At 49.0% G+C, this 20,983-nt stretch carries 16 protein-coding genes and 1 pseudogene; 4 read left to right on the top strand and 13 right to left on the bottom strand.

Annotation, left to right across the window (positions count from 1 at the left end):
* Nucleotides 1–2 precede the first annotated feature (2 nt).
* Nucleotides 3–1,310, top strand: a complete 1,308-nt coding sequence (locus tag HY879_06690; GenBank protein ID MBI5603025.1) for a pilus assembly PilX N-terminal domain-containing protein — start codon at nucleotides 3–5, stop codon at nucleotides 1,308–1,310.
* Here the strand turns inward: HY879_06690 and HY879_06685 are convergent.
* From HY879_06685 to HY879_06670, 4 genes and pseudogenes are all read right to left on the bottom strand, one after another.
* Nucleotides 1,307–3,737, bottom strand: a pseudogene (locus HY879_06685) (AAA family ATPase). The gene HY879_06690 and the pseudogene HY879_06685 sit on opposite strands and share 4 nt — an antisense overlap.
* Before the next feature lie 174 nt (nucleotides 3,738–3,911).
* Nucleotides 3,912–4,148, bottom strand: a complete 237-nt coding sequence (locus HY879_06680) for a hypothetical protein (protein MBI5603024.1) — start codon at nucleotides 4,146–4,148, stop codon at nucleotides 3,912–3,914.
* Nucleotides 4,149–4,350: 202 nt separating this feature from the next.
* Nucleotides 4,351–7,017, bottom strand: coding sequence for a valine--tRNA ligase (locus tag HY879_06675; GenBank protein MBI5603023.1), 2,667 nt, complete (start codon nucleotides 7,015–7,017; stop codon nucleotides 4,351–4,353).
* Nucleotides 7,018–7,110: 93 nt separating this feature from the next.
* Nucleotides 7,111–7,392, bottom strand: coding sequence for a hypothetical protein (locus HY879_06670; GenBank protein ID MBI5603022.1), 282 nt, complete (start codon nucleotides 7,390–7,392; stop codon nucleotides 7,111–7,113).
* Between the two features lie 215 nt (nucleotides 7,393–7,607).
* On the opposite strand from HY879_06670, the gene HY879_06665 reads away from it, so the two are divergent.
* Nucleotides 7,608–8,186 carry a phosphatase PAP2 family protein gene (locus HY879_06665; GenBank protein ID MBI5603021.1) on the top strand — a complete coding sequence of 193 codons (579 nt, stop codon included), beginning with the start codon at nucleotides 7,608–7,610 and terminating at the stop codon, nucleotides 8,184–8,186.
* Between the two features lie 44 nt (nucleotides 8,187–8,230).
* Here the strand turns inward: HY879_06665 and HY879_06660 are convergent, their stop codons facing one another.
* The 9 genes from HY879_06660 to HY879_06620 all read right to left on the bottom strand — a co-directional run bounded on the left by HY879_06660 (nucleotide 8,231) and on the right by HY879_06620 (nucleotide 19,384).
* Nucleotides 8,231–9,895 carry an AMP-binding protein gene (locus tag HY879_06660; protein MBI5603020.1) on the bottom strand — a complete coding sequence of 555 codons (1,665 nt, stop codon included), beginning with the start codon at nucleotides 9,893–9,895 and terminating at the stop codon, nucleotides 8,231–8,233.
* A 262-nt stretch (nucleotides 9,896–10,157) separates the two neighbouring features.
* A complete protein-coding gene (locus HY879_06655; GenBank protein MBI5603019.1) occupies nucleotides 10,158–10,904 on the bottom strand; it encodes an ABC transporter ATP-binding protein in 747 nt (248 codons plus the stop codon).
* The gene (locus HY879_06650) at nucleotides 10,897–11,676 is read right to left on the bottom strand and encodes an ABC transporter ATP-binding protein (GenBank protein ID MBI5603018.1); all 780 of its coding nucleotides are present in this window, start codon (nucleotides 11,674–11,676) and stop codon (nucleotides 10,897–10,899) included. Before HY879_06650 ends, HY879_06655 begins: the two co-directional genes overlap by 8 nt.
* Nucleotides 11,673–12,686 (bottom strand): branched-chain amino acid ABC transporter permease, encoded by a 1,014-nt coding sequence (locus tag HY879_06645; protein MBI5603017.1) that lies wholly within the window; start codon nucleotides 12,684–12,686, stop codon nucleotides 11,673–11,675. Before HY879_06645 ends, HY879_06650 begins: the two co-directional genes overlap by 4 nt.
* A 2-nt stretch (nucleotides 12,687–12,688) precedes the next feature.
* A complete protein-coding gene (locus HY879_06640; GenBank protein ID MBI5603016.1) occupies nucleotides 12,689–13,555 on the bottom strand; it encodes a branched-chain amino acid ABC transporter permease in 867 nt (288 codons plus the stop codon).
* Between the two features lie 40 nt (nucleotides 13,556–13,595).
* Nucleotides 13,596–14,876 carry an ABC transporter substrate-binding protein gene (locus tag HY879_06635; GenBank protein MBI5603015.1) on the bottom strand — a complete coding sequence of 427 codons (1,281 nt, stop codon included), beginning with the start codon at nucleotides 14,874–14,876 and terminating at the stop codon, nucleotides 13,596–13,598.
* A gap of 567 nt (nucleotides 14,877–15,443) precedes the next feature.
* On the bottom strand, nucleotides 15,444–16,820 hold the full coding sequence (locus HY879_06630; protein MBI5603014.1) for a sigma-54-dependent Fis family transcriptional regulator: 1,377 nt from the start codon (nucleotides 16,818–16,820) through the stop codon (nucleotides 15,444–15,446).
* On the bottom strand, nucleotides 16,817–18,334 hold the full coding sequence (locus tag HY879_06625) for a PAS domain S-box protein (protein MBI5603013.1): 1,518 nt from the start codon (nucleotides 18,332–18,334) through the stop codon (nucleotides 16,817–16,819). Before HY879_06625 ends, HY879_06630 begins: the two co-directional genes overlap by 4 nt.
* Before the next feature lie 9 nt (nucleotides 18,335–18,343).
* Complete coding sequence (locus HY879_06620) at nucleotides 18,344–19,384, bottom strand: deoxyguanosinetriphosphate triphosphohydrolase (protein ID MBI5603012.1); 1,041 nt, start codon at nucleotides 19,382–19,384, stop codon at nucleotides 18,344–18,346.
* A gap of 127 nt (nucleotides 19,385–19,511) precedes the next feature.
* Here HY879_06620 and lptG point away from each other — a divergent pair, with 127 nt between their 5' ends.
* The gene (lptG, locus tag HY879_06615) at nucleotides 19,512–20,591 is read left to right on the top strand and encodes an LPS export ABC transporter permease LptG (protein MBI5603011.1); all 1,080 of its coding nucleotides are present in this window, start codon (nucleotides 19,512–19,514) and stop codon (nucleotides 20,589–20,591) included.
* A 163-nt stretch (nucleotides 20,592–20,754) separates the two neighbouring features.
* Nucleotides 20,755–20,983 (top strand): aconitate hydratase (locus HY879_06610; protein ID MBI5603010.1); only part of this gene is annotated, 229 nt, incomplete at its 3' end.

Here is a 20,983-nt window from a genome sequence, read left to right as displayed (position 1 = left end):
TTATGAAGAGACTCTTTAAAAAAAATGCCGACCGCGGCATGGCCCTGGTAACCACCATCATTCTGATGGCCGTGCTGATGGGATTCGGCTTTGCCACCTGGCGATATTATACCAGTGACATCACCTTTTCCGGCAATTACCGCTATAGCCGGGAAGCCCTTTATCTGGCTGAAGCGGGTATTCAGGAGGCCCTGTATCGCCTGAAATTAGCCGCTACCGACGCTCAGTACATCGGGGAAACCGGGACCCTCCATGCCGATTGGAACAAGTACCTCTATGCCCCCAATCTGAGTCCTCTCCCCACCTCACCCTCCGGCCCCAACACGACCCATAGCAATAGTCTTCAATCCCCTCTGAAATATGGCGTCAGCAGCTATCCCCTCTGGGTCCGCTACAAAACGCAAGGGGGGGCGATACAGTATGACGGTTCCTACCCGATTTTTATCATTACCAGCACCGGTATGGCCGCCAACGGAACCCGGAAGACCATTGAGGTCGAGGCCGTGATAAAAGGATTGGTGGTTACCCCGCCCAACCAGGCCCTGGGGACCGGTAAATCGGTCAGTGTCTCTGGTTCGGCCTTTATCGACGGCACCAACCACAAGGCGACCACTGACCTGAATGATCAAAACCCCAACGATACCATTACGGACAGCGCCGGATACAAACGAAATTTTAATAATACTTATTGGACGGCCGACGCCGCCACCACTTCCGTGAAGGCCGTTCAAAATAACAGCGGCACGATCAATGTCGGGGTAATCAACGATTCCAAAGGGACCCACGGCTGGGCCACCAGAGGGGCCGATGCCATCCTCGCCGGCGGTATTACCACCTTCCCCACCTTCCAATCCATGATCAACCTGTCTGATAAGGATTTCCAGGAATTGTTGAATGCCCCGACCACTACCCGGGCCGATCTGGACGCCGGAACCCAACCTTCCGGTTTTATCTACCTGCAATTGGCGCCAGGGGAAACCTATACCCTGGCCTCTACGCCGTCTCTGGCCCCCAATGAATTCGCCCTCATGTATGTGTCCCTGCAAACCCCCGGCACCCTGGCCACCTTGAGGATTTCCAGCAACTGGCAATTTAAGGGATTTCTTTATGTCGACGGAGATTTGAGAATCACCGGCACGCCGGTTTTTTTAGGCGGGGTCATGGTCAAACAGGATACCAATGTGGAAGATGACGTCTTTCTGCCCGGCAATATGTCGGTCCTCTTCAGCCGGGAAGCCATTCAAAACATCAGCAATAACCCAAAAATAAGATTGGTTAGAATCCGCAGTTGGAAAGAAATAGCCCGCTAGTTATTTAATTCTTTTTTCCCCGGACCTTCTTCTTTTTCTTTTCCGGACGTCTCCTTAAAGATTTCATTCAGGCGATGGAGGTGGTCCTCGATCAGAAAATTCAGACTATTTTTAGGATAGGTACCGTCTTTTTTCTTTTTGCCGGCCTTTTTACCGGTCAAAAGCTCAAAGGCCTGTTCGATATGGGAAAAAGAATAGATATGAAACCGGCCTTCCCGAACGGCCTGGACCACTTTGGGTTTAAGCATCAGGTCGTTGACATTGGCCTGGGGGATCAGAACCCCTTGTTTTCCATTAAGCCCCTGGGCTGCACAGACTTCAAAAAAACCTTCGATTTTTTCATTGACCCCTCCAATAGGTTGGGCTTCTCCCTTTTGGCTGATGGAGCCGGTAACGGCGATGCCCTGAAAAAGAGGCACCCGGGCCAGGGACGATAAGAGGGCCAAAAGTTCGGCACCGGAGGCGCTGTCTCCATCCACCATTCCGTAACTCTGTTCGAAAGCGATGCTGGCCGATAGGCTTAAAGGTTTATCAGAGGCATATTTGCCTTTCAAATAGCCGCCTAAAATCATCACCCCCTTGGTATGGATGTTTCCGCTCAATTTCGATTCCCGGTCTATATCCACCACGCCTTCTTTGCCAAGGGAAATATTGGCTGTAATCCGGGAAGGCCGGCCGAACTGATAGTCCCCCAACAGGTAGACCGAAAGTCCATTGACCTGGCCCATCTGGTATCCGTCGATATCGATTTTGATAGACCCTAATGTGATCATCTCCTGGAGTTTCTCTTCATAGAGATTGGACCTGAAGATCTTTTCTTCTATGGCCTTTTCGACGTGTTCGCCCATGATCCAGGGACTCTTGACCTGGGTAGCCCAATAGCTGGATTCCTGAACCAGGTCATTGATCTCGGCCAATTGTAAGGAGAGCTTAAAATTTCGACCGGTAAGTTCTGAACTGTATTCAATCAATCTGGCCGCCCCGCTTTTGTGCATAGGCAACAATTGTCTTTCCCGGCAGAAACGGGCAATATAATGCAGGTACTCTTTTAAAGGGGCTTCCTGCAAATCCATCTGGTTGTCTAATTGGGCCTTGACCTTGAACATCTTAGGGAAATCCTGGTCATAGGTATACAGAAGGTGATAGATATAGGGTTCTCCGATTAACAAAATCTTGACTTGAAGTGGAATGGGTTCGGGTTTCAGGCTCTTGGTGCTGATCAAACCTAATTGTTCCCCTAAGTCCTCGACCAGGATCTCTTTATTTTTTAAGGCCCGCTTTAAACCATCCCAGGAAAAATACCAGCGCAGGAGGTCCAGAATCTTGATAATCAGAAACCCTCCGTTGGCCCGATGGATAGAGCCCGGCCGAATCATGGTGAAATCAGTGAACAAGGCCCCGAATTGGGCCTTCTTTTCGATGGTCCCGAATAGGTTTGGGTAGGTCGGGTTGGTTTCAAAAACCACCGGAGCCCCTTTGTTTTCGGTATGATCCACCAGGACGTTAACCTCATATCGGGTGAAAGAGGGTTCCATGGGAGGCATGGGGAAGGGTCCGGCCACACTGGGTTTTGATTTAAAGTCATCGATATTCCGGATAATATCATCCTTGATATCTTTTAAATACCTCAGGACCTGGGTAAAATCTTTATATTTTTCCTGGAGCTCTTCGATGAGATGTCCGACGGCATAGAGGGCGATCTTTTTATCCAGGTCCTTGATTTTTTTCTTCAGATCTTTCTCCTTGGTCCTGATCAGTCGAACCGCCTGGTTCATTTCGGTCTGGAGGTGTTCACTTTTTTCCCGCAGTTGCTTTTTCTTCTCCTCATCCAGGGATTTCAAGGTTTCTTCATCCATCGGCTGGCCATCCTTAGCCGGCATAATGACCATCCCCACCTGACTCACATTTAAGATAAACCCTTCTTGAAGAACTTTTTCCTCCAAAGCGGAAAGGATCTCGGTCCTTTCCAGGCCGAACTGTTTTAAGAGTTCCTCCCTCCTTTGAGCGTAATCCTCACTTTCAAATACCTCGGGGATATCGTTTCGGACATCGGTGAGCAATTCTTCGATATCCTTTTTTAATTCCTTGCCTTTTCCACTGGGCAAGGCCAGGGCCTTGGGGCGGTCCGGCTCTTTGAAGTTATTGATATAACACCAGTCGGATGGCGTTTTCTGGGATCGGGCTATTTCCTCAATCAAGGTCCGGGTGATATAAGTCATGCCGGACTTGGGGGGGGCCGGCCACATAAATATTGTGGTCGAGGCCGTCCATTCCTACACCAAATAAAATGGCCCGGACGGCCCGTTCCTGGGAAATCACTTTATCAGGGCCGACAACCAGTTCATCGGTTGTCTCAAAGCCAAGGGTTTCCGAGTCACAGGTTTTTCGAAGTTTTTCCGGGGTCAACTCTATGTAACTTTTTTCCATGTATTCCTCCCAGATACGCTCTCGTGGCCGAGAGCCGAATTTCCGCCGATTGAGATTCGATTTTCTCCACTCTTAGCACAGGTTCCTTTTATTTTTCAAGAAATTATTCACCCAAATAAAAAAGGTGGAATCGGAAATCCGATCCCACCTTTTTTTATTCGGTAGAAAAAAAACTTATTTCTTTTCCGCAGGAGCCGCAGGCGCTTCATCTTTCTTCTCCGCCTTGGCTTTCTTGGCTTTCTTTACCTTCTTGGCCTTCTTTTCAGCAGGAGCCTTGTCATCCTTGGCCGGCTCGGCAGGAGCAGCAGCAGCAGGAGCAGCAGCAGCGGGTTTCTTGTCATCAGCGGCAAAAGCCATAGAAACCGACAGGGCAAATACTAAAGCCATAGTCCAAACGATCAATTTTTTCATGTATATTCACCACCTTTCCTATGAGATACTCTACAAAAGGCACTCAAGCCTTTTTGTGACTTATTTTCCTCTTTATATTAGCATATCTTGTGCCAATTATTTAATATTAGTCATTTCAATAAGTTATTAAATATTTATCTCCCCCGATCTGCCCTATTTTCCAAAATTTGAAATTTACCGGTCAAAAGCATTAAAAAGGCTTTTAAATTTTGGAATTTCTCATTAATTCTTTTATCCGCCCTAAATGATTTTCCAGTTTTTCAATCTTTTTCCCGAGGGCCCGGACCTTTTCTTTCTCTTTACCCACGACCTCCTGTGGGGCTTTTTGTAAAAAATCTTCATTGGCCAATTTTTTTTCGATCTGGGTCCATTCTTTCCGAAGCTTGAACAGGTCCTTTTCCAACCGTTTTTCTTCCTCATCGAATTGAATGATTCCAATTAAAGGGATGAAAATTTCCATCCCTTCAAAAACCCCGGAGACCGAGGAAGGAGGGTTCTTTTCATCAGGTAAAAAATGGATCTCCATTGCTTTGGCCAATATTAAAAATTTCTGCTGATGGGTCTCAATCAAAGCCCGGCTGTCCGGATCAACGACCCTCAAACAGATTTCCACATTTTTTGAAGGCGGTACATTCATTTCGCCTCTTATGTTCCGGATCTCGGAAATCAAACCCTTGATAGTCTCCATTTCCTTCTCGGCCTGCTCATCTATCAAAAATTTGTCAGGCGACGGAAACGACTCTTGAAGGATGCTGATTTCGACTTCCGAAAGGGATTGATAGATTTTTTCACTGACAAAAGGCATAAAAGGATGGATTAATTTCAGAAGACCCAGGAAAACCTGATAGAGGACCTTTCGAGTATCTTGTTTCTCCTGACCCTGTTCTTCCTGGTATAAAACAGGCTTAATGAATTCCAGATACCAATCGCAGAATTCATGCCAGATAAACTGATAAAGTTCATGGGCCGCCTCATTAAAACGATATTCCTTTATCCCCTGTTCGACCTTTTCAATGACCCTATGCATCCGGCTGATGATCCAGCGGTTGACCGTATCCTGGGGAGAAAGGGAGGTTTGATCTTCAACCTTTAGTCCTTCAAAATGAGCGAGACTGAAGCGGGCGGCATTCCAGATCTTGTTGACAAAATGACGATAACCTTCGATACGCTCTTCCGAAAGCTTGATGTCCCTACCCTGAGCCGCCAGAGCAGCCAGGGTAAACCGAAAGGCATCGGTCCCGTACTGGTCCATAACGGTCAAGGGATCGATGACATTTCCTTTGGACTTGCTCATTTTTTGCCCTTCGGCATCCCGAACCAGGGCATGAATATAGACGTGGTGAAAAGGGACCTTGCCCATAAAACGAAGGCCCATCATCATCATTCTGGCTACCCAGAAAAAGAGGATGTCGAATCCCGTAACCAGGACCGAGGTCGGGTAATAGACCTCAAGCTCTTTGGTTGCCTCCGGCCAGCCCAAGGTGGAAAAAGGCCAAAGGGCGGAACTGAACCAGGTATCCAGGACATCGGTTTCCTGTTTCAATTCCGAAGAATTACAGGTGGGACAAAAATTCGGGGCCTGGGTAGAAACGATGACCGCCCCGCAGCCGGCACAATACCAGGCCGGGATCTGGTGTCCCCACCAGATCTGTCTGGAAATACACCAATCCCGTATGTGGGTCATCCAATCAAAGTAGGTCTTTTCCCAGGACTTGGGAAAGATCTGGGTTTGCCCGTTTTCAACGGCCTTCAAAGCCTGTTCGGCCAATGGACCGACCCGGACAAACCATTGTTTGGAAAGATAGGGCTCGATCATGGTCTTACAGCGATAGCAATGACCGATGTTATGGGTATACTTTTCTATTTTTTCCAAAAGTCCTAAGGCCTTTAAGTCTTCGAGCACCTTTTCCCGGCAGGTCTTTCGATCCAGGCCCTGATAGACCCCGGCTTTGTCATTCATCCGAGCCTCCGGGTCCATGACATTGAGGATAGGAAGTCCATGTCGACGGGCGATTTCAAAATCATTAAAATCATGGGCCGGGGTGATCTTCAAGGCACCGGTACCAAAACTCTGGTCCACGTAAGGATCAAAAATAACAGGTATTTTTCTCTGGGTAAGCGGCAGGTGCACTTCCTGGCCGATCATACCCTGGTAACGCGCATCCTCGGGATGGACAGCCACAGCCGTATCCCCCAACATGGTCTCCGGCCGTGTCGTGGCTACAACGACCGCCCCCTGACCATTGGCCAGGAGATATCGGATATGAAACAGATTGCCTTCATGGGTTTCATGTTCCACCTCCAGGTCGGAGAGGGCGGTTTGGCATCGTGGACACCAGTTGATAATATAATCACCCCGGTAGATCAGCCCTTCCTGATAAAGGCGGACGAAGACCTCCTTAACGGCCTTTGACAATCCTTCGTCCATGGTAAAACGTTCCCGGCTCCAGTCACAGGCCGCACCCAGACGTTTTAGTTGGTTGATAATGATGCCACCATATTTGGATCGCCATTCCCAGACCTTTTCCATAAACCGTTCCCGGCCTAATTGATGACGGTCGATACCTTCCTGGGCCAGCATCCTTTCCACCACATTCTGTGTGGCAATACCGGCGTGATCGGTTCCGGGGACCCAAAGGACGTTATACCCTTTCATTTTGAAAAAACGCCACAGGATATCCTGGAGGGTTGTATTCAAGGCATGCCCCATATGGAGTGTCCCGGTGACATTCGGCGGAGGAATGACCATGGAAAAAGGGGGGCCTTCGGCTTCCACCTGGGCTTGAAAGAGCTTCTGATCCATCCAGAACCGGTATAATTCTTCTTCCACTTGAGCCGGTTCATATCCTTTAGATAACAGGGGCTTCATTTAACTACTCCATTTCATTATCTTTTATCTATAAAAGAAAAGGGGATTAAATAACTTAACCCCCTTGGTCTCTTATCCCGCATGCACCTTTTTTTAAATTCTTTTTAAGCTCTCTATCTCACGGGCAATCGCTTTTTCGATCTCTTGTAATAGGATCTCCCGAATCATCCGGTCGATCTTTTCATCGAATTTGGAACGTACCAGCTTTTCCACTTCATTACGGATCAACGCTTCCATCTCGTTGGTTTCGATCTCCGGCGATAATTCCGTCTTCTCAACCGGAACCGTCGGTTCGGTGACTTCTTTTCTTAGAGCCGGTTCAGGTTCGGCAATCACATCCACCAAGTCAATGATTTTTTCTTCAAATTTTTCCATTTTGATACCCTATAAAAGGTTGGATCGTTGTATGGAACTTTTGTTTTTGGATGACTTTGGGATGAATATATAGTATTTTTAAATCATTCTGTCAACAGGTTTAAGCAGATGAGATTCTTGCTTGTTGCTCGGCGTTGGTTGCTGGTTAAAACGAGTAACGAGTAAATAGGAACGAGTAACATAAAAATTTACTGTAGCTTTGTTCAGGTATTATCATGACGTTATGGGAAGTGGACACAAAGGTTTTTTTCTGGATCAATCAAGGCCATCGAAACGCCTTTTTTGACCTCATTATGCCCTATATCACTGAATTCGATCACTGGAAATACGGCCTGGCCGTTATCTGGCTCCTTATTTTTATCGGTGGCGGGAAAAAAGTAAGAATCTCTTTAGTGGTCCTGGCTGCTCTGGTGGGCCTTCTGGATTATTCCAACAGTTTTTTATTCAAACACCTTTTCGGCCGTCCCCGGCCCTGCAATACCCTTTCCGGGGTCCATAGCTTCTGGCCTTGCCCCCGTTCCTTCTCCTTTCCATCCAATCATGCCGCCAATATCTTCGGGGCAGCCTTTTTCCTCTCCCATTTTTATCGAAGACTTTCCTTCCTGTTTATCCCGGCGGCTCTGGTTGTCGGCTATTCGCGGGTCTATGTGGGCGAACATTATCCTCTGGATGTTCTGGGAGGCGCTTTCCTGGGGGGCGTGGGAGCGGCCCTGGGGATAATTTTACTGAGCTTTTTGCTGGCCAAGCTCTCCCATCCCCGGCCCCCCGACCCTGATCCCGTTTTGCATAATTGAAACTTGCATCTTGCAACATGCAACTTAATTTTCAAACTATGCCCTCACTTCTTCCCTTTCTCCATTTTTCTTTTTTCCTCATCCCGGATTTCCCGTCTGAGGAGTTTTCCGACCTTCGATTTGGGAAGCATGTCCCGGAATTCAATATATTGGGGGACTTTGTAAGGGGCCAGACGTTCCCGGCATAAGCGGATTAATTCATTAGCCCCTACCCCCTTGGCATCGGCTTTTAAAACCACGATCCCTTTAATCCGCTCGCCGACCTTTGGATCCGGGACTCCAACTACACAGGCCCCGACAACAGTAGGATGGTCCTGTAAAACCGCTTCAATTTCTGAAGCAGAAACCCGGTAGCCTTTATATTTTATAATATCGGCCAGGCGTTCCACATAATAGAGCTCCCCCCGTTCATCCTGCCGGACAAAATCTCCCATCCGGTAATAGGTCTGGCCATCCACTTCGACATAAGACCTGGCCGTTTCTTCCGGCTTATTCCAATAATACTTGAGCGTTTCATCGGAAGTGACGATCAACTCACCAATTTCTCCAAAAGGAACCGGTTCGAGGGTTTCAGGATTAACCACTTTGCATCTTCTGGATTTCAGCGGCAGGCCGATAGACAGGGGATCCGGTTCCTGGTGGAGACGACTGTAGGTGATATGGCCGGCTTCCGTGGAACCATAGACCTGAACCATGGGGACCCCGAATTTTTCTTTCCAGCGATTAAACACTTCCAGGGGGAGCACATCGCCTCCGCAATAGCAATACCGTAATGAATCAAGGGGGTATTGATCCAAGCGATCATTTTCCAGGATCATCCGGTAGAGGGTGGGAACACCGAGCATCCAGCGCACCTTGTATTTTCCAATGGCCTCCAGGATGGGGTCCACCTGGGGTTGGGGCATCAGGATAGTGGTGTTGCCGTAATTCAAGCCGGCAGCCACAAAAAAACCGAGGGCCATGATATGGAACAGGGGATTAATGGCGATATAGACGTCTTCTCCTTCTTTAATGTATCCTTTCAAAACATCTTCGGTCAGGTCTTTGACATAGGAAGTCATGCCGGCGTGGTTTCCAGGTACCCCTTTTGGAAACCCGGTGGTCCCACCGGTGTAAAGGATATAGGAAAGGTCTTTCATGGAATCCATCTCCACAGGGGGGGGAGCGGGCGGGGCCTTCAATAACTCTTTAAACAGCAAGACCTGGTCACTTTTTTCGACCAGGCCGTGGGGAACCTTGTCGAATAAAAATCCAATGGCCCTTTTGGACAGAGGCAGTAAATCGACCAGATTGGTGACTACGGCCCTCTTCAGGCCTGTTCCGGAAAAGACCTCTTTCACATATCCGAAATTGGTATCATGGCAGATAATGGTTTCGGCACCCGAATCGTTGACCATATAGGTGAGTTCATGAGAGGTATAAATGGGGGAGACGGGAACGGCCACGGCACCGATTTTTTGTATTCCAAAAAAGCCAATAATCCATTGAGGGCTATTGGACAGGTAGAGCATCACCCGGTCCCCTTTCCGGACCCCCAGACGGCTCAGACCGGTGGCGAAGCGATCGATCAGATTCCTCAACCGGGCATAGGAATATTTTTCACCCAGGAAAATAAGGGCCGTATTTTGCGGATATTTTTCGGCCATCCGCTCAAAACGGGAAAAGATAAGTTCCCCCCCGATGCGCACTCTGTTCAATTCCTCAACCATATAGACAGATTCCCTTTATGGAAGATGCAAGTTTGATATATTCGTAAAAATCTCTCCGGTCGTCACCCCGGCGAAAGCCGGGGTCCAGACATCGTCCCCTTGAAAACCGGGAACCAAACCTTTGAACCTGGATTCCGGTTTTCACCGGAATGACGGAAAAGAGCAAACTTTTACTTTTTACATAGCCATCAAGTTTGACGAGGCTTAAGAAATTCCTTTTAATTTCTTGCATCTTGAAACTTGCATCTTGCAACTGTTTTTTTCAGACCCCGAAATACGCCGCCCGCACATCCGGATTCTCCATCAATTCCTTACGGGTCCCTTCCAGGACCGCCGCTCCGTTTTCCAGGATATAAGCATAATCCACGATGGGCAGGATAGGACGGGCGTACTGTTCGGTGATGATTAAGGTGACCTTTCGTTCATCCCGGATATTTTTTATTGAACGGGCCAGCATGGCCTGGATCAAAGGACTGAGACCCATGAGGGGTTCATCCAAGAGCAGGATCTTCGGCTGGGCCATCAAGGCCCGGCCGATGGCCAGCATCTGTTGTTCCCCACCACTTAAAAATCCCCCTTCCCGCTTTTTTAAGGGTATCAGGGCGGGGAAAATTTTAAAAACATACTCCAGAGTCGACTTAACCTGTCCGGCACTGGCCAGGTAGCCGCCCATCTTCAGGTTCTCCAGGACCGTGCTTTCCGGGAAGATCCTTCGTCGTTCCGGGCAGAGGATGATCCCTTTCCTGGCCCGCTGGCTGGGTTTTAAGTTCATGATATCGATACCCTGGTAAAGGACTTCCCCTAAAAGGGTTATTCGCTCCCCTCCAGCCATCTCTTCCTTCTTCTTGATGTCCTGCATAATCCCTGAAAGGGTGTACATCAAGGTCGATTTTCCGGCGCTATTGGCGCCAAAGACCCCGACGATCTGGCCTTCCTGACATTTAATGCTGATGTTGTTCAGGGCCAGCATGTTTTCATAAAAAACCATCAGCCCTTTAGCTTCAAACATAATCGGATAAATCCTCCGATCCCAGATAGGCCTCTTTCACCTTTTCATCCTCCATAACCACAGCCGGGAGGCCTTCGGTGAGTTTCTGGCCGAAATTCAGGACCATGACCCGGTTGGCCACCCGGAACAACTCTTTTAAACGGTGTTCAATCATGATCAGGGTAATCCCCTCCATCTGCAGCCGTTCGATTAAGGGGATCATACTGGCGATTTCACTGGCACTCAACCCGGAAAAGACTTCATCACAAAGGATGACTTCCGGCCGTAAGGCCAGACAGCGGGCCAATTCCAGGCGTTTAAGATAGCCGGTGGGAAGGGTTGAAGCCAATTTGTAGGGGACAAAGGAATCCCTCTCGAAGCCGATCTCTTCCAGGATGTCTATGCTCACCGTATTTCGATCACCCAGTTTACCACCGCCTCGCCAGCCTCCGGTCTGGCGGGCCCTCGGGGAAAACAACGGTATGATCAAATTCTTGTAGGCCGGCAGGCTGTAATAGGGTCGCATAACCTGAAAGGTTCTGGTAACGCCCAGATGGGCGATCTTATGGGGCGGCCAATTAGTGATATCCCGTTGATTAAAAAATACCTTTCCCTTATCACTCTGGACAAAACCGGTAACACAATTGATTAAAGTGGTTTTCCCCGAACCGTTCGGACCGATGATCCCCAGGATCTCCCCCCGATGGAGGCTGAAACTTACATTAAACAGGGCCTGGATTCCACCAAAGGATTTGCTGATCTTCTGCACCTCTAAAATAACATCCGGATTCATACCTTGACCCATCTTTCAAATTGGTGGTACTTACGCTGAGCATAGACCATGATGCCCTCACTCCGGAAAACGATAAAGGCCATCAGGATCAGGGAATAAAAGACAATCCGCAAGGTCCCGAAGGCCCGGAGCAACTCGGAAATCGGGACCAGGAAAAAGGCACCCAGCAAAGGCCCCACCAGCGTCCCCCCCCCGCCGATTACGGTCGAGGCAATGGGTATAATGGAAAAATCCAGGGCCAGTTGAGAGATTCCGGACCACATATAGATATGGACCAGATAGGCCCCGCCCAGACAGCCCATACCGGAAGAAATAAAGACTGCGGCCGCCTTATAATAAGTAATATTGATTCCCGAGGCCTTGACCGCCTGGTCGTTATCCTTGATCCCCTGGAAGACCAACCCGATGTCCATATTCACTATCCGCCGGAGACCGAATAATATCACCAAAAGGATCCCCAAAAGGGAATACTGCTCAATCCAACGGTTGGGAAAACTGGCTACCCCGACTATCCCGTCGGTGCCCCCTAAAATATTCAAGGCTTCAATAATGCGGGCCGTCACCAGGGGGTACATGAGGGTGACAATGGAAAAGTAAACCCCCCGTAAGGGCAGACAGGGTAATAAGGCCAGGGTGCAGAGCACAGCGCCGCCCAAGGTAGCCAGGGGGATGGTAAAAAGAGGAGACAGGCCCAGCTTGGTATTTAAAATGGCGGCCAGATAACCGCCAACGCCCACATAAAAGGCCCCCCCCAGAGAGACCAGACCGACGAAATGGGTCAGGAAGTCGAAACTCAGGGCCAGTAAGGCATAGATACCAACGATTGAAATCACCCTTTGCCAATAGACATTGGTCACGACCAGGGGCAGAATAAGGAGCCCGACAATCAGGATCAGGCGGGGGACCACCAGATAGCCGATTTCTTTCCAGGCGGAAATAGCATAAATTCCGCTGGTCCGGACCTTGATGCCCCGGTCTATCCGCTCTTTACGCACTGATGTTTGGTTCAAGGTTATACCCGTTCTTCAAGTTCTTTTTGCCGGCCGAATAAACCGGAAGGCCTTAAAATCAAGGTGACGATGATGGCCAGTAAGGCCACTACAATCTGAAAATGGGCCCCGATATAGACTACGGTCAGAATCTGGACAAAACCGATCAGAAAGGCGGCCAGACTCGCCCCGACCCAACTGCCCAGGCCGCCGACAATGCAAACGGCAATAGCCATAATCAGGACATTATAACCGGCCTCGACCACGATATTGCCCAGAGGGAGCAAGGCCACGGCCGCCAGTCCGGCCAGAAAAGAGCCTAAAAACATGGCGGCAATAGCCATCCGGTCGGAATCGATGCCCAGCATCAAGGCCGCCCGCTCATCCTGAGCCATGGCCCTCAAAGCCAATCCGGTTCGGTTATAGTGGGTAAAAAGCCAAAGACAGGCCATGACCACGACCCCCAAAACGACCACCATGATCCGTTGAATATCGACATTCACGCCGAACAGGTCCAGGCTTCCTTCCACGAATACCGGCAGGGTATAGGTCATCCCTTTAAATCCGCCCCACCGCAACCCTTCCAGAACAGCCAGTCCGATAGCATAGGAAGCAATGATTTCCGAAGTGGCCATGCCCCGGACCCGGATCAATATGAAGCGATAAATCGCCGCCCCGATAATCCCGGTGATGAACAAGGATAAGAACATGGCCAGGAGATAATTCAGATGGAGGGTATGGATCAGACTCCAGACGATAAAGCCGGTGACAATATACAAGGCCCCGTGGGCGAAGTTGGGCAGGCCGGAAATTCCATAAACCAGCGTAAACCCCAGGGCCATCAAGGCCAGGGTTACGCTGTTGACGATACCGTAAATGAGTATTTCCATCTATCCCTCAGAACTTTGAGCTTTCAGCTTTGAGCGAGAATTATTTCTTCATCCAGGGCGGCAGCAGGATATCCCCGGTGGCGATTTTGGTTGGATAAACCACCACCCGCTTCCCCTTTTGCCATTGGAAAACGGTCCCCACGGCCCCTTCTTTCGGATCCAGACTGGGGATGATCTGGTGGCTCTTCTGGTCGAACCGAATCCGGCCGTAAACCCCCATCAGGTCGGTTTTTTCCAGGGCGGCAATTACGGCATCTGAATCCAAAGAGCCGGCTTTTTCGATGGCCTCTTTTAACACATAAACGGCCATGTAGCTGCTGGAAGTCCAATAGCCTTCCGGCTCGATCTTCCATTTCTTGGTGTAGGCATCAACAAATTTCATAGTCCATGGGGTGGCTTTGGAGGGGGCATTGCCGGCATTGACCACGTTGGCCAGGCAGTATTCCCCTTTCCCCTCTGTGGCCTTCCAGAAACCCGGTTGTTCGGCGGCCGCGATAATGGAGCCGAAAGGTAAGGCCGGGACTTTCAGATCATACCATTGCTTTAAGAGGATGGAACTTTCCGGCATATCCATCCAGATCAGGATAACCTGGGCCCCTTCTTTTTTGGCCTTCAACAGCCCCATGGAAAAATCGGTGGTCCCGGTGGGATAAATTTCCGGCTTGCCCAAAACCGTCCAGCCCTTTCCGGCCATGATCTTGGCGATCAGTTCCCCGCCGCCCCGGGCATGGGCCACATCCTGGACCATAATAAATAGTTTGTTCAGCTTATGGTCCTTCCCGATTTCTTCCAGGCAGGGGATGATTTCACCGGTCACCATCCATTTGGCTTCTCCGCTGATCCGGAAACAATATTTGAATTTGTCATAATTCTCGGCCACCCGGGCATGGTAGGCCGGGGTCAAGGCCCCGGTGGAAAGAATGGATATCTTTTTGTATTTGGAAAGCAAATCCATGGCCGCCAGAGCGGCCTCGGAGCGGACCGGTCCGCCGACAATAAAATCCACTTTTTTCTCTAAAATGAGTTTTTCCACGGTTAAAAGGGCATCGCTGACCGGAACACCGGGTTCCAGGTCCCGGGTATCCATGACCGCCACCTCGAAAGGCCGCTTGGTGCCCTTCACATTAACCCCGCCTTTGGCATTGATTTCCTCAACGGCCAGACGTATGGCCCGCTCGGCATCCCAGCCATAAAGGAAAGCCGTGGCCAGGGGGGCCCCGATGACAATAGGTTTTTCAGCAGCCATGAGGGGGGAAAGTGCAAAACAGGTCAGGATAAAAAAACAGAGGGATGTCCAGATAACTAAAATTTTTGCCTTCATAATGCTCCTCCTTGTGGAATATGGGTTAAGAACCGCTAAATCCTTTTTTCAAGAGGGACGGAAACAACCGAAACAAACGAAACTGCTTCTAATTTATTCCAAATTCTATATAAGGCGAAAAACTGCTTTCAATAAGCAGAATTAATTATCTGGGATTTTTTAAGGTTATATCGAATTATGTATTCATATCAGGGTAATTTGTCAAGCTTCAATTACTTTCTTTGTAACAATTTAGCCCTTTGAAAAATTTGAGACTTTTACTTGAAAAACCTGACTTGCACGAGCGTCATTCCGGTGAAAACCGGAATCCAGGTTAGGCTGGGTCGAAAAGAACCTGGATTCCGGTTTTCACCGGAATGACGGAGAGGTTATCGACGTTTTTTCAAAAAGCTAAACGGATACCTTTCTTTCCATAATTTCAGATTCTAAATGGGCTATAGTTGAGCAAAAGGTATGCCAGGGAGGTAATTATTTCATAATCCATGAAATTGCAACAGGTTAAAGAAATCAAGGGATCGGCGATTCCCTCCGGGTTTGAATAGAACTTCCCATTTTTGAAAATAATTTTCAATTTTTACTAAGCCCATCAGACAATCCGTAGGTTTTGAGTTTGTGGCGGAGTGTAGGGCGTGAAATGCCGAGCAGTTCACAGGTCTTCCCCAAATGCCAGTGGGTTCGGTCAAGTATCCCTAAAATATATTGTTTTTCCAAATCCTGCAGGCTGTGTTCCCTGCTCAGGACATCTTTCGGGTTCTGATAAGAATTATCTGATCTCTTCCCGAGTAACGGGCCAATAAGTTCTTCCAGGAGGACTTCCCCACGGGTATTGATAGCCACATGGGTCAGGACATTTTCCAGCTCCCGGACATTGCCGGGCCAGTCGTATTCGATGATTTTTCTGAGGGCTTCCTCTTCAACTTTCCTGATCTTCTTGGAGAGCTCCTGATTAATTTTCATCAGGATATGTTCGACCAGGAGCGGAATATCTGATTTACGATCCCGGAGGGGGGGGACCTTGATAGCCGCCACATTAAGACGGTAATAGAGATCTTCCCTGAAAGTCCCTTTCCGAACCATTTTCCAGAGGTCTTCATTGGTGGCGGCAATTACCCGGGCATTGGATTTAATCTTTCGTTCTCCCCCCAGTCGCTCAAAATATTTTTCCTGTAAGAAGCGGAGCAATTTCGATTGAAGCTCAAAAGGGATTTCTCCGATCTCATCCAGGAATATCGTCCCTTCTCCGGCCAGTTCAAATTTCCCTTTCTTGGGGCTGAAGGCGCTGGTAAAAGCCCCTTTTTCGTGGCCAAAAAGTTCGCTTTCCAGAAGGCTTCCCACGAAGGTGGCGCAGTTAATAGCCTGAAAGGGATGGGCCTTAAAAGCACTGTTAAAATGGATTGCCCTGGCTATCAGTTCCTTGCCGGTACCCGTTTCCCCTTCGATAAGGACCGTGATCCTGTTTTCAGAGAGTACACCGATCGTCTTGAAAATCTCTTTCATCCCCCGGTTCTTGCCGATTATTTTCCCCTCCATATATCTCGAAGAGGGATCAATCACTACAGCCGAGGCCGAGCGGACCGAACTAACGGACTTAAGAGCTTTATCAATGGCCTTTTCAAGCTCTTCCACATCGATCGGTTTGGGGATGTAATCGAAGGCACCAAGCTTCATGGCCTTAATGGTCATATCCATGTCATGAAAGGCCGTGACAATGATGATATTTTTTCTTCCCCCTGCGACCAGTTGACGAAGGACATCCAATCCATCCATATCGGGCAGGCGGATATCCAGGATAATCACCTGGGGATCGAAGCTCCGGCATTGGTTCAAGCCTTCGGAGGCGGACTGGGCACAGGCGACCCGATAGCCTTTTTCGACCAGAAACATCTCCAGGGACTCCAGAAGGGACTGTTCATCATCAATAATGAGAATTTTTTGGGCTTTCACGACATTTCTCTCAGGGGAAGGGCAAAAATAACCCGCGTTCCGTTGGGCTTGCGGATGACGACGTTTTCAGACCCGCCATGGGCTTCTATGATCTTTTTTACATTAAAAAGACCCAGGCCGGTACCTTTTTTCTTATTACTGAAAAAAGGGTTGAATATGAAAGGCAGGTCCTCGGCACTGATCCCCGGCCCATCATCGCTTATTTCAACCTGCAGGGCCTGACCATCTTTCCTTAATTTCCTGACGAAAATCTCCAAGTGTCCCCCCTGGGGCAGGACTTCCACGGCATTGAGCAGAATATTGATAATGGCCTGTTCCATCTTTTCATGATCCATCAGGGTCCGGGGAAGTCTTCCGGCATATCTTTTTATTACGGAGATTCCCCTTTCCCGGAACCTGGCCTCCATGATTTCGAGACAGGAATCCAGGATTTCATGGATAAAAAAAGGCTCCAGATTTAATTTGACCGGTCTGGCGAAATCCAGCATCTCATCCAGTATCCGCTCCAGCCTTGATATTTCATGGACGATGATTTCCATACGTCTCAGATCGTTGCCGCCGAACTCGGTATTTTTCAGGATGATCTGGCTGTTCATCTTGACCGATGAAAGCGGGTTGCGGATCTCATGGGCCAGGGAAGTCGTGAGCTTGCCGATATGGGCCAGGCGCTCGGATTCCCTTATGCGTCTTTCCGTTTCTATCCGGCCGGTGATATCCCGGCAAATCCCGGCAACGGCATACTTGCCCTGATAGCGGATACGTTTGACCTTGTTCTCGGTAAACAGGGTGTTTCCGTTCTTATGGCGGCGCAGGTAAACGTAAAGGTCATTAGCCTCTTCCCCGGACATCCTTTTTTCAAAAAATCTTTGCACCAGGGGCAGAGATTTTAAGGCAATAAATTCGGTATAGGGTTTTCCGAACATCTCCTCCGGGGAGTAGCCATGGAGATCGTAAAAGGCCTGGTTGGCAAAAACGATCAGGCCATCCTGGTTGACAAAATAACCGTCGTTTATTTCTTCCACCAGGACCCGGTATTTGGACTCCGATTCGGCCAGTTCCCTGGTCCTTTTTTCCACCTCCCGCTCCAGGTTCAAGGCATGTTCCCGGATGTCTTTTTCATGGAGAGATTGATAATAATTGCTGAATTTCTTGATGGTATAAAGGAGACAGGTATCTATCCCCTGAAGGGCCAGGAGGAGTTCCCTGCCGGCCAGTTTCTGCACCAGAACGGGCACCAGCAGCGTGCGGCACAGCTCATAGGCATTCTGAACATCCGACAGGGGAAAACCGCCTTCCAGCCTGATCCGGGCGATCCATTCAATATGGGCATCTATGCTTGAATAATCGTTATGGAGCAGAACGGCAGCACTGGCGTCAAAGGCCCGGGAAACAGTGACCTCCAGTTCCTCCAGGGGTCTTTCACTGTAATGCCGGCTCACCCCGCTATGCAGACGGTCCATCCATTCCTTGATAACCGGCCGGCGATTTATGGTCAGGATTTCTTTCAGGTTCATTTTATTAATTCACAACACCGCCCAGGGTTTAGGAAGAAAAATCTTTTCATAGAGGTTTAAGGCATATCGATCGGTCATACCGGCAATAAAGTCCGTCACCTTTTCCGGGGTTATTATTACCTCTTGACCGTACCCCCATTGATCCCCCAGAAATTCCGGATGGGCAAGCAGGATCTGGTATAATTCGCTGATTACTTTGCGGGCCTTGATAAAATCCTGATGGACCCGGCCGGCGTCATAAACATGACCATACAGAAAGGTCCGTAATCGATCCATAGCAGTTGAAACTTCTTCCGCCATAGAAAGACCCTGTGGAGGGTCCTTTAGGCTGTAATGGACTACGGCCTTAACCATGGTATCGATCCGTTTTGAGCTCCGATCCCCTAAGATTCTTAAACAATCTTTGGGAATATCCCTGGTGGAAATCACCCCTCCCCGGATGGCATCATCAAGATCATGGCTGATATAGGCAATGATATCGGCGACCCGGACTACCTCCCCTTCCAGGGTCATGGCCCGTTCGGATGGGTCCTGGGAAAGGATATCCCCTTTCCCCTTAGAATGTTTCAGAATACCGTCCCGGACCTCTAAGGTCAGGTTGAGGCCTTTTCCCCCCTTCTCCAAATGATCCACCACCCTGAGGCTCTGCTGATTATGGACAAAACCACCGGGAACGATCTGATCCAGGACCTCTTCCCCGGCATGCCCGAAGGGGGTATGGCCCAAATCATGGCCCAAGGCAATGGCTTCAGTCAGGTCTTCATTTAAACTGAGGGCCCGGGCGATAGTCCGGGCGATCTGAGAAACCTCTAACGTATGGGTCAACCGGGTTCGATAATGGTCTCCGGTGGGGGATAAAAATACCTGGGTTTTATGCTTCAACCGACGAAAGGCCTTGGAATGGATGATCCGGTCCCGGTCCCTCTGGAAAACGGTCCGTATAGAACATTCCTTTTCGGGAACCGGTCTTCCCCGGCTCCCAGCGCTCAAGGTCGCCCAGGGGGCCAGGAAATGTTTTTCCCGATTTTCAATGGCTTGGCGAATAATCATTAAGAACCCAATTTCAATTAGTTTTGATCAGACCTTCTTTTTTTAACAGGTTTTCAAAAAAAATCAAACCCCTTTCTCGGGCAGCTTTTTTATTTACAAACCGCTCGACCTTGGTTAGTATTCAGCCATGCGCATCATCAGCCATTACATGTCCAAAGAATTCTTAAAAATGACTTCGCTCTGTCTGGGGATCTTTGTGTTTATCTATCTGCTGGTGGATGTTATGGAAAAGCTGGATGATTTCAATGCCGCCGGGGTAGCCCCCGACCTCATCATTCGTTTTTTTATCTTCACTATTCCCAACATCATCAAGCAGATGATCCCGGTTGCCATCCTCATGGGGACTCAATTGACCTTTGGCTTCTTATCGAAGAACAATCAGATCATCGCCTTCAAATCCAGTGGTATCAACATGATCCGCTTGTCCTTTCCAATCATCCTGCTTTCCTTCACCGCGACCGTTCTGATCCTGATCCTCGGAGAGATCCTGGTTCCCTTTACGAATGCCCGGGCCTCTGAAATCTGGAATTACCGGGTTAAAAAAATGGAACCCCGGGCCGTCCTGCTCCAGGAGAAAATCTGGTATAAAGGGGATCAAGCCATTTATACCTTCAATAAATTTAATTTCAAAGACCAAACGGCGGAAGGCGCCATCCTCTATTTTTTTGACCCAAAGTTCAAACTACAATTCCGATTGGACGCCGAAAAGGTCTCCTGGAAAAATGGGACCTGGATATTTATGAACGGCCTCTCCCAATCTTTTCAACCGGGAGGTTCCTATTCCAGCCAGCCTTTTACTGAAAAAACAGTTGTTCTTCCCGAAACCCCCGAAGATTTCCGCTACCAGGAAAAACACAGTGAAGAGATGACCTATCCGGAGCTTAAAGCCTACATCCAAAAGGTTCAAAAGGAAGGCTACGAAGCCACCCGGTATATTGTCGAAAAACATATCCGCCTGGCGTTTCCGGTAGTCTGTATTGTTATGGCCTTATTCGGGATTTCCCTGGCCCTGCGTAAAGAAAAAGGCATAGGGATCAGCCAGGGGATTGTGGGGAGTTTACTCGTGGCCTTCGTCTATTGGATCTTTTTTGGCCTTTCACGTTCTCTGGGCATTTCCGGTATTTTCCCTCCTCTCTGGGCCGCCTGGTCCGCTAATATCCTTTTTTTGTTTATTGGAAGTTATCTACTCCTGAATATCCGTCAATGAAAAATCTTAATTTCCCCGGGCTCCTTAAAAAATTCCTGCCACTGGTTTATGTCCTGGCCTTTGTTTTAACTGTGGCACCACGAAGCATCAAAAGGTCTTTCGCCGAACGCCGAACATTGAACGACGAACGGTATTTTCGAATTAAAAAGGAGTAGTTATGCCAATGAATCTTTTTGAGAAAATCATAAAAACCCATCTCTGGAATAAACATAACCTCAAAAGCGATACGCTTCCCCTGAGGGTTGACCAGGTCCTGACCCAGGACGCCACCGGGACCATGGTGTACCTGCAGTTTGAGGCCATCGGACGCCCCCGGATACAGGTCCCCGTCGCGGTCTCCTATGTGGATCACAACACCCTGCAAGCCGATTCCCGCAATCCTGATGATCATG

The organism is Deltaproteobacteria bacterium (assembly GCA_016219225.1).
GTDB lineage: Bacteria > Desulfobacterota > RBG-13-43-22 > RBG-13-43-22 > RBG-13-43-22 > RBG-13-43-22.
Note: the sequence above shows the minus strand (reverse complement) of the source record. Positions and strands in the feature narration are given on the sequence as shown.

Bases quoted from the DNA above. Each gene is read 5' to 3' on its own strand.
- HY879_06690 (MBI5603025.1), top strand. From the start codon at position 3: ATGAAGAGACTCTTTAAAAAAAATGCCGACCGCGGCATGGCCCTGGTA.
- HY879_06680 (MBI5603024.1), bottom strand. From the start codon at position 4,148: ATGAAAAAATTGATCGTTTGGACTATGGCTTTAGTATTTGCCCTGTCG.
- HY879_06675 (MBI5603023.1), bottom strand. From the start codon at position 7,017: ATGAAGCCCCTGTTATCTAAAGGATATGAACCGGCTCAAGTGGAAGAA.
- HY879_06670 (MBI5603022.1), bottom strand. From the start codon at position 7,392: ATGGAAAAATTTGAAGAAAAAATCATTGACTTGGTGGATGTGATTGCC.
- HY879_06665 (MBI5603021.1), top strand. From the start codon at position 7,608: ATGACGTTATGGGAAGTGGACACAAAGGTTTTTTTCTGGATCAATCAA.
- HY879_06660 (MBI5603020.1), bottom strand. From the start codon at position 9,895: ATGGTTGAGGAATTGAACAGAGTGCGCATCGGGGGGGAACTTATCTTT.
- HY879_06655 (MBI5603019.1), bottom strand. From the start codon at position 10,904: ATGTTTGAAGCTAAAGGGCTGATGGTTTTTTATGAAAACATGCTGGCC.
- HY879_06650 (MBI5603018.1), bottom strand. From the start codon at position 11,676: ATGAATCCGGATGTTATTTTAGAGGTGCAGAAGATCAGCAAATCCTTT.
- HY879_06640 (MBI5603016.1), bottom strand. From the start codon at position 13,555: ATGGAAATACTCATTTACGGTATCGTCAACAGCGTAACCCTGGCCTTG.
- HY879_06635 (MBI5603015.1), bottom strand. From the start codon at position 14,876: ATGAAGGCAAAAATTTTAGTTATCTGGACATCCCTCTGTTTTTTTATC.
- HY879_06625 (MBI5603013.1), bottom strand. From the start codon at position 18,334: ATGAACCTGAAAGAAATCCTGACCATAAATCGCCGGCCGGTTATCAAG.
- HY879_06620 (MBI5603012.1), bottom strand. From the start codon at position 19,384: ATGATTATTCGCCAAGCCATTGAAAATCGGGAAAAACATTTCCTGGCC.
- lptG (MBI5603011.1), top strand. From the start codon at position 19,512: ATGCGCATCATCAGCCATTACATGTCCAAAGAATTCTTAAAAATGACT.